This is a genomic window from Bacillus sp. FSL K6-4563 (genome assembly GCF_038630405.1).
GTDB lineage: Bacteria > Bacillota > Bacilli > Bacillales > Bacillaceae > Bacillus > Bacillus pumilus.
Window position 1 is genome coordinate 2,732,118 of sequence record NZ_CP152030.1, and the last position, 13,355, is coordinate 2,745,472.

Below are 13,355 nucleotides of genomic sequence, written 5' to 3' on the forward strand. Positions count from 1 at the left end.
TTGTGCTGAAAACCTTTTTTCATTAACTAAAGATAACTTCTTTCGGTTGATGATTCAACTGCTCTGGATCAATGCTGCGCTCCACATAAATGCTGTGCCAAATCATAAAGATAAGGACGGTCCAAATCTTACGGCTATGATCTGCTTTACCAGCACAATGCTCATTTAATAAATCAAGCACATACTCTTTGTTAATGTATTCATCTGTTTGACTGTTTTTGATGATGTCTTTTGCCCAAGCATTCATCTCATTTTTCAACCAATGACGAATTGGCACAGGGAAACCAAGCTTTTTACGGTTTAACACATGGTCAGGCACAATGCCTTCTGCTGCTTTACGCAATAAATATTTCGTTGTGCCATCTTTTGTTTTCAGCTCTTCTGGAATTTTAGAAGCCGCTTCAAAAACGACCTTATCAAGGAATGGAACACGAAGCTCAAGAGAATTCGCCATCGTCATCTTGTCTGCTTTTAATAAGATGTCTCCGCGCATCCACGTATGGATATCAACATATTGCATTTTGTTAATATCACTGTAGCCTGCGCTTTCCTCGAAGTATGTCTTCGTTATGTCACGATATGTGATGCTTGGATCATAATGTTTGAGGAGATTTTTCTTCACTGGCTCTTCAAAGATTTTCGCATTACCGATATAACGTTCCTCTAATGGCGTACAGCCGCGAACGATAAAGCTCTTCCCTTTCATTCCTTCTGGCATTAAACGAGCCAGACGAAGAAGAAGCTTTTTCAGCATAGATGGTACAGATTCAAATGGTTTAAGAGAAAGAGGCTCACGGTAAATATTATATCCACCGAACAGCTCGTCCGCTCCTTCACCTGAAAGAACAACCGTCACTTGTTTCTTCGCTTCTTTTGCCACGAAATACAATGGAATCGCTGCCGGATCAGCTAAAGGATCGTCTAAATGCCAGACAATCTTCGGAAGCTCGTTCATATATTCCTCTGGAGAAATGACGGCGCTGAAGTTTTGTAAGCCTAGCTTGTCAGCTGTTTCCTTCGCGACATCGACTTCACTAAAGCCATCCTGCTGGAAGCCAACAGAGAATGTCTTTAGCTCAGGGTGTAATTCCTTTGCGACAGACACGATGAAGGAAGAATCAATACCACCTGATAGGAATGAACCAACAGGTACATCACTTCTCATGTGAACTTTCACAGAATCATAGATCGCATCTCGTACTTCTTCAATTAACTTCTGTTCTTGTGTTTGCTCAGGCTTGAATTGAACTTTCCAGTATGTCTTAAATTCGATCTCCTGTCCTGGGCGTAAAATAAACTGATGACCAGGCTCAACTTTATGCACCTTTTGATCAAGCGTATTTGGCTCAGGAACGAATTGGAACGACATGTACTGCTGCAATGAAGTCTCATCAAATAAAATGTTCTCGTTCACAGCCATCAAGCTTTTGCGCTCAGACGCAAAGTACACTTGCTCATCCATTTGTGTGAAATAAAGCGGTTTGATGCCAAAAGGATCTCTTGCGCCATATAATTGCTGCGCTTCTTTATCCCAAATTAAAAATGCAAACATGCCGCGAAGCTTAGAAGCCGCTTCTTCTTTATAATGACGGTATGTGGCAAGCAGTACTTCCGTATCAGAATCTGTGCTGAACGTATAGCCCTTTTTCACAAGCTCTTCCTTCAGCTCCACATAGTTATAAATTTCCCCGTTAAAAATAATCCAGTACTTTTCATCTTCATAAGAAAGCGGCTGCTTTCCGTGTTCAACATCTATAATACTTAAACGTCTAAATCCAAATCCTACATGCTCATCATGAAAGTACCCCTCATCATCCGGACCACGGTGAACGATGAGACGATTCATTTGTTTAATTAACTCTTCCTGCTCAGTAGTTTCGGACAATGGACGGTGATTAAACACACCAACAAACCCACACATATTATTGCCTCCACGTTATGTTATTTCTTAAAAGTAGACCTATAATTAGACAGTTATTTGTCCGATTTTGTTTCACATTTTTTCGCTTTTTGTAGAATTTTTTTTAATCAAAAGGAAAACCGCTTAAAATAAGCGGTTTTATATGTTGTTATTGTCCTAATGCTTCCTTGCGAAGCGTATCGGCTTTATCCGTTTTTTCCCACGGAAGATCTAAATCATGACGGCCGAAATGTCCGTATGCAGCTGTTTGTTTGTAGATCGGACGACGCAGGTCAAGCATTTTAATAATGCCAGCTGGACGAAGATCGAAGTTCGCACGAACCACTTCAATTAATTTTTCTTCAGAAGCTTTTCCTGTTCCGAAAGTATCAATTGAAATCGATACAGGCTGTGCAACACCAATTGCATAAGCAAGTTGTACTTCACAAGAATCTGCAAGGCCAGCAGCTACGATGTTTTTCGCTACGTAACGAGCAGCGTATGCCGCAGAACGGTCAACCTTTGTTGCGTCCTTCCCAGAGAAAGCACCGCCGCCATGACGAGCGTATCCGCCATACGTATCAACGATGATTTTACGTCCAGTTAAACCAGCATCCCCTTGAGGTCCACCGATCACGAAACGGCCAGTTGGGTTAATAAAGTATTTTGTCTGTTCATCAATTAGTTCACTCGGAACGACAGGGCGGATGACATGCTCTTTTAAGTCGCTTTGAATTTGTTCAAGCGTTACTTCTGGTGCATGCTGCGTTGAAATAACCACTGTATCAATACGAACAGGTTTATTTTGGTCATCATATTCTACTGTTACTTGTGTTTTTCCATCTGGACGTAGATAAGCAAGTGTTTGATCCTTGCGTACTTCAGTTAAACGGAGAGATAATTTATGCGCTAGTGAAATCGGCAGCGGCATCAGTTCTTCGGTTTCGTTGTTGGCAAAACCAAACATCAATCCTTGGTCACCTGCACCAATCGCATCAAGTTCTTCTTCAGTCATTGTGCCTTCACGTGCTTCAAGCGCTTTGTCTACACCTTGCGCAATATCAGCAGACTGTTCATCAATAGATGTGAGCACTGCACATGTTTCCGCATCAAAACCATATTTCGCACGCGTGTAGCCAATTTCCTTAATCGTGTCACGCACCGTCTTTGGAATATCGACATAAGTAGACGTTGTAATTTCTCCGCTTACTAATACGAGACCCGTTGTAACAGAAGTTTCACAGGCAACACGTGCATTTGGATCTTTCTTTAAAATTTCATCCAAAATGCTGTCTGAAATTTGATCACAGATTTTATCCGGATGTCCTTCCGTCACTGATTCTGAAGTAAATAAACGACGATTTTGACTCATAATGGCTATTTCCTCCTGTACAAGACCACATCATCCCAAGATGAGGTCTCCAATATGATACGGAACTCGTTCCCTCTTATATTTGAAAACGTTTCTATTAGAGATGTTATTGGCAATTTGTTCATATGATATCCCAAAAATAAAAAAACCATTTCCTTCATTGCGAGGAAAGGGTCTGAGATCGCATGCCTTTCACTCTTATCGCTCAAGGTGTTCTTGTACCTTGCATCAGGTTAGCACCTTGGTTTCTCAGCATATTCATGCCTTTTCATAAGAAACCGGTTGCTGGGCTTCATCGGGCCTGTCCCTCCACCAACTCGGGATAAGAGTATCCGTTCAATAAGATATCTTATCTTAAATACTTGCATCATGTCAATGCTTCATCAGAATTATCTTCCCTTTTTTTCACCACGTTATTAGCATCACCAAAAAGCATATTTTCATAGCAGAAATGAAAAAACACACACAAAAATATTTAAATAGTATAGACTATTGTTATTAATGTGTTATACTAATCGAAACAAAACAAATTCAACGGTAAAGGAAGGGTTTTTTTATGAACTCAGTGGATTTAAAAGAAGATTTGCAGTCATTGCTCTCATTAGAAAATACGCACCAAAATTTATCTGTTCCGAAACTTGTTGAAAAGATTTTGGCACGTGATGAAGGCGTTTTAACATCAACAGGAGCTGTCCGTGCTACAACGGGTGCCTACACAGGACGTTCGCCTAAAGATAAATTTATCGTGAAAGAAGAAAGCTCTGAACATAAAATTGATTGGGGTCAAGTCAACCAGCCGATTTCTAAAGAAGCATTTGACCGTTTATATACAAAGGTTGTGTCATACTTAAAAGAACGTGATGAACTATTCGTCTTTGAAGGATTTGCCGGTGCAGATGAAAGATACCGTATGCCAATTACAGTGGTAAACGAATTTGCATGGCACAATCTCTTTGCAAAGCAGCTATTCATCAGACCTGACGGATCAACACCTTCTTCAAACGAAAAACCGTTCACCATCTTATCTGCACCGCATTTTAAAGCAGATCCTGAAACAGATGGCACAAACTCTGAAACGTTTATTATCGTTTCTTTTGAAAAACGTACCATTCTGATCGGTGGAACAGAGTATGCAGGAGAGATGAAAAAGTCCATCTTCTCTGTCATGAACTACCTGCTTCCTGAGCAAGATATTTTATCCATGCACTGCTCAGCAAACGTCGGTCAAGAAGGCGATGTCGCACTATTCTTCGGCCTTTCAGGTACTGGGAAAACGACGCTTTCTGCAAGCGCAAGCCGCAAGCTGATCGGTGACGATGAACACGGCTGGTCTGGCTCAGGAGTCTTCAATATTGAGGGCGGATGCTATGCGAAATGTGTGAACTTAAGCGAAGAAAAAGAACCGCAAATCTACAAAGCCATCAGCTTCGGATCAGTTCTTGAAAATGTTGTGCTTGATGAAGAAACACGTGAAGCGGATTATGATGACACGTTCTTTACTGAAAACACACGCGCTGCTTACCCAATCGAAATGATTGATAACATCGTGACGCCAAGTATCGCAGGACACCCATCTGCCATTGTCTTCTTAACAGCTGATGCATTTGGCGTTTTACCTCCAATCAGCCGTTTAACAAAAGAACAGGCGATGTACCATTTCTTGAGCGGTTACACAAGTAAATTAGCAGGAACTGAGCGCGGTGTCACATCACCAGAAACGACATTCTCTACTTGCTTCGGTTCACCATTCTTGCCGCTTCCAGCTCACGTCTATGCTGAAATGCTTGGCAAGAAAATTGATGAGCACGGCGCAAAAGTATTCCTTGTGAATACAGGTTGGACTGGCGGAGGCTATGGTACAGGCAAACGTATGAACCTAGCGCATACAAGAGCAATGGTGCAAGCAGCGATCGAAGGCGACCTCGACAACGCCGAAATGATCACTGATGACATCTTTGGATTACACATCCCGCTTCATATTCCTGGCGTTCCAGATGAAGTGCTTCAACCTTCTAAAACATGGGATGACCAAGAGGCTTATCAAGAAAAAGCACACTTCCTTGCCAATGAATTTAAAAAGAACTTCCAAAAATTCAGCCACGCAGCAAGTGACATTGAAGCCAAAGGCGGACCACTCGTATAATCAAATGACAAAAGCTGAGGGGAATCATTCCCTCAGCTTTTTTTGTTAGTTTGTTGAATGTAATGAGACGAGACGGTAAGTGACCTTTGTCACATTGTCTGTAAGCTCTAACTTTTCAACGTGTGCTGTCCCTGTTTTTTCTCCGTCTTTCGTTTTACGCACCTCAAGCGGAATATTTAATGGATAAATGCGGTACCCTTCCTTCATGAGCTTAAATACATTCTCTTCAATTCTTGTCTCTTTTCCCTTCGTGACAATCATTGTATTAAATTCAACAGGCATTCCCATATTGAAAATCCCCCTACTTTCTAAAATTCGTTATACTGCTTATTTTACCACATTTCCGCTTTTCCGGCTGTGCATCCACGTCGTCAGCCTTCTGACAATTTCCCGATTATGCTGCGGCGGAAAATAATGGTTGTATCCATGGAAATACCAAGTCTCCACTGACTTTCCGTGCTGGCGCAGCGCATCTTCTAATAAATACGCATGCTCAATGGATACATTCTGATCCTCTTCTCCGTGGATGATGAGAACAGGCGCTTCAATTTTGTCTACATCATTTAAAGGGGTTCTGTTCTCATATGCCTCTGGCACCTTATGAGGCGGGCCGCCAATCACACGCTTCATCATTCGTCTCATATCCACACGCTCTTCATAAGTCAGTTTCATGTCACTAACGCCTCCCCATGTGACAAAGGAAGCGGCCTCCTGTTTCATTTCAACAGCGGTCCAAATGCCCATAATGCCTCCGCGCGAAAAACCAAAGATATGAATACGCTCCTGCTTCACCTTTTTATGATGCTTTAACAACTGAAAGGCAGCAAAAGCATCTTTCCGGTCCTCTCCGGCAAAGTCTTCGTTCCCTTCGCCTCCCTGATTTCCTCGGTAAAAGGGCGCAAATACAACAAATCCCTGCGCGGCAAATTGCACAATCCGGCCTGGTCTGACCATTCCCACATTTTTTATGCCGCCTCTTAAATACAAAAAGCCGTCATAGAGACCTTCTCCGGCCGGTTCTGCGAGCAGCCCTTTGATCCGAAGTCCATCTGCCTCATAGGTCACTGTAAATAAGTGAATATGCGGATGGGGGGACGGAAACCTTCTTTTTTCCACAATCACTTGATTTCTCTCCTTTTCATCTGTTCTTACGTCAAATGCTTGATGATCGCTTCTGCTACAAGCTGGCCTGATTTAGTCACCATCGGCGTGCCGCCGCCTGGATGACTCGTTCCTCCAACAAACCATAGCCCTTCAATGTCCTTTGACTGATTATTGATGCGGAAGAACGCCTGCTTGAACGAGTTGGAAGACATACCATAAATGGCTCCATGATATGCACCCGTTTTCTGCTGCAGATCAAGCGGAGTTTGAACCGCTTCATATTCGGCCACCTTATCCAGATCAAAGAGACCCTTTTCCTTTAATTTTGTTTTCATATGCTGCGGGTATGTCTCCTTTAGCATGTCCCAATCGTGTTCATTTGTCACATAAGGCGCATTCGCCAGTACAAACAAGTTGCTTCTTCCCGGTCCTCCGCTTAAAGCTGGTTCTGAATGACCTGAATAACAGATGTAAAGCGTTGGATCCTGAGGCAGTTGTTTTTTCTGAAAAATATCCTTGAATTCTTGCTCATAATTCTCTGGGAAAAACACATTGTGATGGGACAGCTGTTCATAGACTTTAGGTACACCTAATAAGAGAACAAAGCCAGATAGTGACGGTTCAATGGCAGTAAGCTTTTGATTTAAAAAGCTTGGGCGGTCTTTTTCATCAATCAGATGGCGGTAGACAGTCAGCGCGTCCGCTCCGGCAATGACTTGATCTGCTTCATACATCTGGTGAGCCGTTTCTACTCCTTTGATTCGCCGGTCCTTCACATGAATCTTGTTGACTTGTTCATTCAGGTGAATCTGTACGCCTAATTCCTTTGCCAAAGTCTCAAATGCTTCAACTAAACGATATGTACCGCCCTTTATGCCATATATCCCTTTCTCCCCTTCTAAATACGCCATCATATTAAAAATAGCCGGAGCCTGATAGGGAGAAGAGCCGATGTAAGTAGCATACCGTCCAAACATCGCCAATGTATGCGGATGATGGAAATATTGACGCAGCAAGCGTTGAACGGTTGTAAACGGTTTGACAGAAAGAAGGGCTTTCACGAGCTTTACATCCGCCTTATCCTTCCACGTCAATAACAAGCGATTTAAAAACTGATCCTCAGCCTTTTGAAAAAGCATCTTTGATTCCTGTAAAAATGCACGGTATTGCTTCGCATCTTCAGGACTGAATGCTGCAATTTGTGATTCCATCTGCTCAATATTCGGCGTAAATTCGACCGTATGTCCATCTGAAAAAACATTTTTGGTCAGAGGAGAAATCGGATAAAATGTGACGTAATCCTCCATCCGTCTATGACAGGAAGCAAATACTTCCTCAAAGTATGACTTCATTGTAATGGTACTCGGTCCTAGATCAAAAGAGTAGCCAGCCCCCTGATGACGCTGCAATTTCCCGCCTAAAGCCGCTTCTTTTTCTAATATGGTGACCTGAACTCCGCGTGACTGTAAGCGGATCGCTGCTGATAATCCGCCAAGACCGCCGCCGATGATGATCACTTTTTTCATTCGTACCTTCTCCCTTTCCATTCATACCCTTCTTTTTTCAGCCCGATTTTCATAGAAGCAAGGCCAATGGCGATCAGACTTAAAATGCTGATCGGTAATAAAAAGGCCATTGCAGATGTTCTTCCGTTCTCAATATCAATTGCCGCTTTGATCGACACACCCAGTCCGTAGCAAAGAATGGCTAAGCATATACTGAGCACATTCAGCTGCAGCAAAGCCATCATCAAGCAAATGACAGGAGCCAAATAAAGCAGGGTGTATAAACAAAAGACACTGCTTAACAAAGCAATGCTTCGATTCACACCTGGAAACAAATTTTTCCGGTAGCCTTTCCAAACCTCTTGTCCACTCTCATACATTCTCATATACACAAATGGATGAATGCTTGCTAGTGTGAACGGTAAGCCTTGTTCCTTCACCCGTCTAGCCAATGCCATATCATCCACTAGCGAATCCTTAATCGCTTCATGCCCGCCGATATTGTGATAGCAACTCTTTTCAATGGCAATAAAGCCTCCATGCGCGGCGGCAAAAGCCGGATTCTTTGATTTTCTGACCCACTTCACAGGTAGATGACAGCCAATGGTAAACATCATCATGGGAACGACAAGATGCTCAAAGAAAGTGCCTGTTTTTTGCTCTGGGAAGCCTGACAGCATGCCCGTTTTTTGCGCGCATAACTGCTCGTACACAGCTTCAATTGCTCCCCGTTTCAACCGGACATCCGCATCTAAAAAAAGCAGCCAATCAGAAGCCGCCACCTCAGCGAGCTGAGAACAGGCGTATGATTTTCCTAGCCAGCCTGGCTTTAACGGCCGGCCTGACTGCACACGAATCCATGGATATGTTTGTGAGAAGCGCTCCACAATCGCTCTTGTCTGATCGGTCGAATGATCATCAAGTACAATCACCTCTTTCGGATAAAGACGTTGATTAACGATCGACTGAAGACAGGCTTCTATCCGTTTCTCCTCATTTCTAGCCGGAATCAGTATCGATAACGAAATGGGTTCATCTGATGAAAAGGAAGCGGGCTTTAACACGGGAAACTGCTTCATATTCCATATGGTGAATAGAAACTGACAAAGCAACAGCACACTGATTACAGTTAAGAAGAGTGCCATGTTCTCACCCACTTTTTAAAAGAATCAAACGCATCACTTGTTGACTGACTTGTCCTTGTGATCTGTTTAAATTCTTCGTTTATTGAAAAATCAGGATCCGCAATGACCTGTGCTTGATGCCTGTTTAACTGCGTTTCAAGCAGATCGCCAAGCATACGCGTCATATCCTTGCTTCGCAGGGAGCTTCCAGATACGATGGCATCATCACCGAACACAACAGAAACTATCGGCTTTTGATATTGATTAAATGTATACTGCAAGGTTACAGGCTTCACCACGACTTGCTCAAATTGCCTCACTAAAAAAGAAGCCCCGCCTTCCAGTTCAAGCGGTCTCACGTCCTGATGCATAATTTTCCCCTGTGGAAAAAGCCATACCGCTCCGCCATCCTGCATGTTCTCTTTTGCTGTCATTAAAGCTTGTTTCACGCTTCTCAGGTTCTCTTTATGAACCGGAAACGCCCCAAGCTTACGGAAAAAAGCATATTGCTTCAGCTGCTTCTCTTCCATCATCATGTAGTGATCAAGTTCAGACGCCTTTTCTGTTAAAAGAAAAATGATCAGTCCATCCCACCATGAGCTATGATTGGCGAGATAAAGAACAGGCAGGTTTTCCTTCGGGTCCACCGAGCCTTTCATCATCACACAGCGGAAATGCTTATGGAGCAAATATCGCTCTAGATAAAGTGAAAATAGACGTCTAAACGATCGGCTTTTGTCGCTTTCTTCCAAATCGAACCCTTCCTTCACACAAAATGACAATGATCAGTGCTAAATAAAAAATGACATCGAGTCCGCCCTTTAATGCCAAAAGACCAAAAAAGAACACCATCGCCTGATAAATACGACTCGTCCAGCTGAGTGCCTTTTGATCAATTGAGACAAGCGGGAAAAGAAATGAAAGTCCTGCTCCAATCATACCCCAGCTCACAAAATTCTCAAAAGGAATACCATAAAACCCACCGCCGTCATACCACACCCAAAACTTCCGCTCAGCTGCTACTGGATCTAATATGAGGTCAAGCAACACAATCCATATCCCCGTTTCGACGGCTCGTCTCCACTTTGACTGCTGACTGGATAAAAAAAGGCTGTTTAAAAACACGCCAACCCAAGCAAATGCAATGGTTAACGGCACCCCCGCCACTAGAAAACCTAGCGTCGGATAATAGTCATAGGCCCCAAATGGGAACCCCGTTGTGATCCCTACCCACTCCACCGTAAATGTAAGCACCCCGACAATGACTGCCCTTTTGATGACAAATCCCCATGAGCCATAAATCTGTCGCCCAATCTCTATGACGCAGCAAGCATACAGCACAAGAAAGATTCCGTTTGCAAACTGAAGCCATGCTGGCACTTCAAAAAAGACCATTAAGATCAGACCTACTAAATACCATCCAATAAATACCCAACTCAATCTATACACGAAACCGCTCCTTTATTTCTGCCAAATTCAAGAAAGTCTTCATGCCTCTAGTATAGAAAAAAAGACGCGTTCTATAAATAAACAATGCGCTTCTTATTTTCATCTAGGCACTCACCAAAAATCCCTTTTCACATACTTTAATAGTGATCTAGAACAAAGGAGGCGAATTACTCTTGAATCGTTCCATCAAAGTCAGACTGGCATTCATCGTCGTCGTCCTGCTCTTTATTCCATTTGTCGCCTGTAAAAAAGAACAGGAGCAGACCGTACAAGTAGCCGAGGTGACCCATTCGGTCTTTTATGCTCCGCTATATGTCGCCTTATCAGAGGATTTCTTCAAAGAAGAAGGCCTGGAGGTTGAACTAAAAACCACTTGGGGCGGCGATAAAACGATGACAGCTCTCTTATCAGGCGGTGCTGATATCGCCCTGACCGGGTCTGAATCCTCTATCTATGTAGAGGCTCAAGACACAAAGGATTCTGTCATAAACTTTGCACAGCTGACGCAAACAGACGGCACATTTCTTGTTTCAAGGGAGAAAGTAAACCAATTCTCTTGGGATCAATTAAAAGGTAAAGATTTCTTAGGACAGCGGAAAGGCGGCATGCCGCAAATGGTCGGTGAATATGTCTTGAAAAAAGAAGGCATTGATGTAAAAAAGGATCTTCGTATGATTCAAAATATTGATTTTGCCAACATTTCAGGTGCGTTCTCCTCTGGAACTGGCGATTTTGTACAGTTATTCGAACCGACCGCTTCCTTACTCGAAAAAGAAGGTAAAGGGTACATTACCGCCTCCTTTGGAGAAGCTTCTGGCAAGGTGCCATATACCACCTTCATGGCAAAGAAGAGTTACTTAGAGGAAAACAAAGAGACCGCTGAAGCCTTCACCCGAGCCATTTACAAAGCGCAGAAATGGGTAGAAGCCAAGCAGCCTGAGGAGATTGCAAAGGCCATTCAAGCTCATTTTCCTGATACAGACCTTGATGTCTTATCAACTGCCATCAAACGCTACAAACAGCAAGATTCCTATGCAACGGATCCCCTTCTAAATGAAGAAGAATGGAACAAATTGCAGGAAATCATGAAGGAGAGCGGTGAATTGCCGGAATTTATTCCGTACAAACAACTTGTCGATTCATCCATTGCAAAGAAGGTCACAGATCACAAATAGAATAGGAGGTAGCACATGTCTTTCCTTCAAATTGACCATGTGACCCATACGTACTTCTCTTTAAAAGAAAAAACAACAGCTATACAGCACATCAATATGGAGATAGACCAAGGTGAATTCATCTCATTTATTGGTCCCAGCGGCTGCGGAAAAACCACCTTGCTGTCTATCATCGCAGGAATTACGCCGCCCTCTGAAGGTCGAATTTTAATCGAAGGAAAAGAACCAAATCAACAGGAGCATCAAATCGGCTATATGCTCCAGCAAGATTATTTGTTTCCTTGGAAGACCATCAAGGAAAATGTCATTCTCGGGTTAAAAATTGCGAAACAAGATTCACATGAGTCCGTCTCAGCTGCCCTTGATTTACTGCCAAAGCTTGGACTGCCTGAAGTCGAGGAAAAATATCCGAAGGAGCTGTCTGGCGGAATGAGGCAGCGTGCGGCTCTCGCCCGAACGCTTGCAGTTGATCCCGGTCTGCTTTTACTAGATGAGCCATTTTCAGCGCTAGACTACCAAACCAAACTCACATTAGAAGATCTCGTCTTTCACACATTAAAAGACTATCAAAAAACAGCGGTTCTTGTGACACATGACATCGGTGAAGCCATTGCGATGAGTGACCGCATTTTCTTATTCTCAAAGCACCCAGGCTCTATCCAGCGAATCTTTACCGTTCCAGACGACATAAGGGCTCTCTCTCCATTTGAAGCGAGACAGACCCCGCATTTCCAAGAGCTCTTTCAAACGATTTGGAAGGAGCTGAAAACAGTTGAAACACAGTGACCTTTTACATGAAGCCTATCGCAAAAAATATCGAATGGAAAAACGGATCACACGTATCTATCAGCTCATCATATTCGCCAGCTTCTTTTCGCTTTGGGAGCTTGCCAGTCATTTCAGGTTCATTGATCCGCTTATTTTCAGTTCGCCATCTGCGGTCTGCCAATTGTTTGTGCAAAAAATTCAAGATGGTTCTCTAATGAATCATATGAGTATTACATTATTTGAAACGGTGCTCGGTTTTCTACTTGGTACCTTTTGCGGCATTTTGCTCGCTGCCGCCTTATGGTGGTCCACCCGATTAGCAAACGTTCTTGATCCTTATTTAGTCATTTTAAATGCCATGCCGAAAGTTGCCCTCGCCCCCATTTTAATTGTTGCCCTTGGACCTGGTATGATCAGCATCGTCGCCATGGGTGCGATCATTAGTGTGATCATTACGACGATCGTCATTTACACTGCCTTTCAAGAGGTCGATGAGAATTATTTAAAGGTGATGAAAACCTTTGGCGCGAAAAAAAGCGTCGTCTTTCGTGAGGTCATTTTGCCAGCTAGTATTCCAACGATGATTTCTGCCATCAAAGTGAATGTTGGTCTTTCTTGGGTTGGGGTCATTGTAGGGGAATTTCTTGTATCCTCAAAAGGGCTCGGCTACATGATCATTTACGGCTTTCAAGTCTTCAACTTTACACTCGTGTTCTTAAGTCTTTTCATTATTGCTGTGTTTGCGACCATCATGTACCAGCTTGTGGAATGGCTCGAACGCCGTTTTCTCCAAAAATAAAAAGCACAGGGATGAT

At 43.1% G+C, this 13,355-nt stretch carries 12 protein-coding genes and 1 riboswitch; of the genes, 4 read left to right on the top strand and 8 right to left on the bottom strand.

Going from position 1 to position 13,355, the window contains the following annotated elements; all coding sequences use genetic code 11:
• Positions 1–22 precede the first annotated feature (22 nt).
• On the bottom strand, positions 23–1,921 hold the full coding sequence (asnB, locus tag MHH54_RS13800) for an asparagine synthase (glutamine-hydrolyzing) (protein ID WP_106028996.1): 1,899 nt from the start codon (positions 1,919–1,921) through the stop codon (positions 23–25).
• Between the two features lie 148 nt (positions 1,922–2,069).
• Complete coding sequence (gene metK, locus MHH54_RS13805; RefSeq protein ID WP_050943510.1) at positions 2,070–3,272, bottom strand: methionine adenosyltransferase; 1,203 nt, start codon at positions 3,270–3,272, stop codon at positions 2,070–2,072.
• A 195-nt stretch (positions 3,273–3,467) separates the two neighbouring features.
• A riboswitch (SAM riboswitch) is annotated at positions 3,468–3,601 on the bottom strand.
• A gap of 227 nt (positions 3,602–3,828) precedes the next feature.
• Between metK and pckA the strand changes: the two genes are divergently transcribed.
• The gene (gene pckA, locus MHH54_RS13810; protein ID WP_003217554.1) at positions 3,829–5,415 is read left to right on the top strand and encodes a phosphoenolpyruvate carboxykinase (ATP); all 1,587 of its coding nucleotides are present in this window, start codon (positions 3,829–3,831) and stop codon (positions 5,413–5,415) included.
• Between the two features lie 45 nt (positions 5,416–5,460).
• Here the strand turns inward: pckA and MHH54_RS13815 are convergent, their stop codons facing one another.
• From MHH54_RS13815 to MHH54_RS13840, 6 genes are read right to left on the bottom strand one after another with little or no spacing between them, the layout of a single operon-like run.
• Positions 5,461–5,703: a DUF2584 domain-containing protein gene (locus MHH54_RS13815; RefSeq protein ID WP_342500348.1), complete on the bottom strand. Its 243-nt coding sequence runs from the start codon at positions 5,701–5,703 to the stop codon at positions 5,461–5,463.
• Positions 5,704–5,742: 39 nt separating this feature from the next.
• The gene (locus MHH54_RS13820; protein WP_106033018.1) at positions 5,743–6,537 is read right to left on the bottom strand and encodes a prolyl oligopeptidase family serine peptidase; all 795 of its coding nucleotides are present in this window, start codon (positions 6,535–6,537) and stop codon (positions 5,743–5,745) included.
• Positions 6,538–6,563: 26 nt separating this feature from the next.
• A complete protein-coding gene (gene crtI, locus MHH54_RS13825; RefSeq protein ID WP_106033017.1) occupies positions 6,564–8,045 on the bottom strand; it encodes a phytoene desaturase family protein in 1,482 nt (493 codons plus the stop codon).
• Complete coding sequence (locus tag MHH54_RS13830; protein ID WP_106035201.1) at positions 8,042–9,169, bottom strand: glycosyltransferase; 1,128 nt, start codon at positions 9,167–9,169, stop codon at positions 8,042–8,044. Before MHH54_RS13830 ends, crtI begins: the two co-directional genes overlap by 4 nt.
• Positions 9,154–9,900, bottom strand: a complete 747-nt coding sequence (locus MHH54_RS13835; protein WP_342500349.1) for a lysophospholipid acyltransferase family protein — start codon at positions 9,898–9,900, stop codon at positions 9,154–9,156. Before MHH54_RS13835 ends, MHH54_RS13830 begins: the two co-directional genes overlap by 16 nt.
• Positions 9,869–10,597 carry a carotenoid biosynthesis protein gene (locus tag MHH54_RS13840; protein ID WP_342500350.1) on the bottom strand — a complete coding sequence of 243 codons (729 nt, stop codon included), beginning with the start codon at positions 10,595–10,597 and terminating at the stop codon, positions 9,869–9,871. The genes MHH54_RS13835 and MHH54_RS13840 overlap by 32 nt, the downstream gene beginning before the upstream one ends.
• A gap of 173 nt (positions 10,598–10,770) precedes the next feature.
• Between MHH54_RS13840 and MHH54_RS13845 the strand changes: the two genes are divergently transcribed.
• The 3 genes from MHH54_RS13845 to MHH54_RS13855 are packed head-to-tail and all read left to right on the top strand — an operon-like array spanning position 10,771 to position 13,339.
• Positions 10,771–11,772 carry an ABC transporter substrate-binding protein gene (locus tag MHH54_RS13845; protein WP_003217688.1) on the top strand — a complete coding sequence of 334 codons (1,002 nt, stop codon included), beginning with the start codon at positions 10,771–10,773 and terminating at the stop codon, positions 11,770–11,772.
• A 15-nt stretch (positions 11,773–11,787) separates the two neighbouring features.
• Positions 11,788–12,558: an ABC transporter ATP-binding protein gene (locus MHH54_RS13850; protein ID WP_106035199.1), complete on the top strand. Its 771-nt coding sequence runs from the start codon at positions 11,788–11,790 to the stop codon at positions 12,556–12,558.
• The gene (locus MHH54_RS13855) at positions 12,545–13,339 is read left to right on the top strand and encodes an ABC transporter permease (RefSeq protein ID WP_003217647.1); all 795 of its coding nucleotides are present in this window, start codon (positions 12,545–12,547) and stop codon (positions 13,337–13,339) included. Before MHH54_RS13850 ends, MHH54_RS13855 begins: the two co-directional genes overlap by 14 nt.
• Positions 13,340–13,355 lie beyond the last annotated feature (16 nt).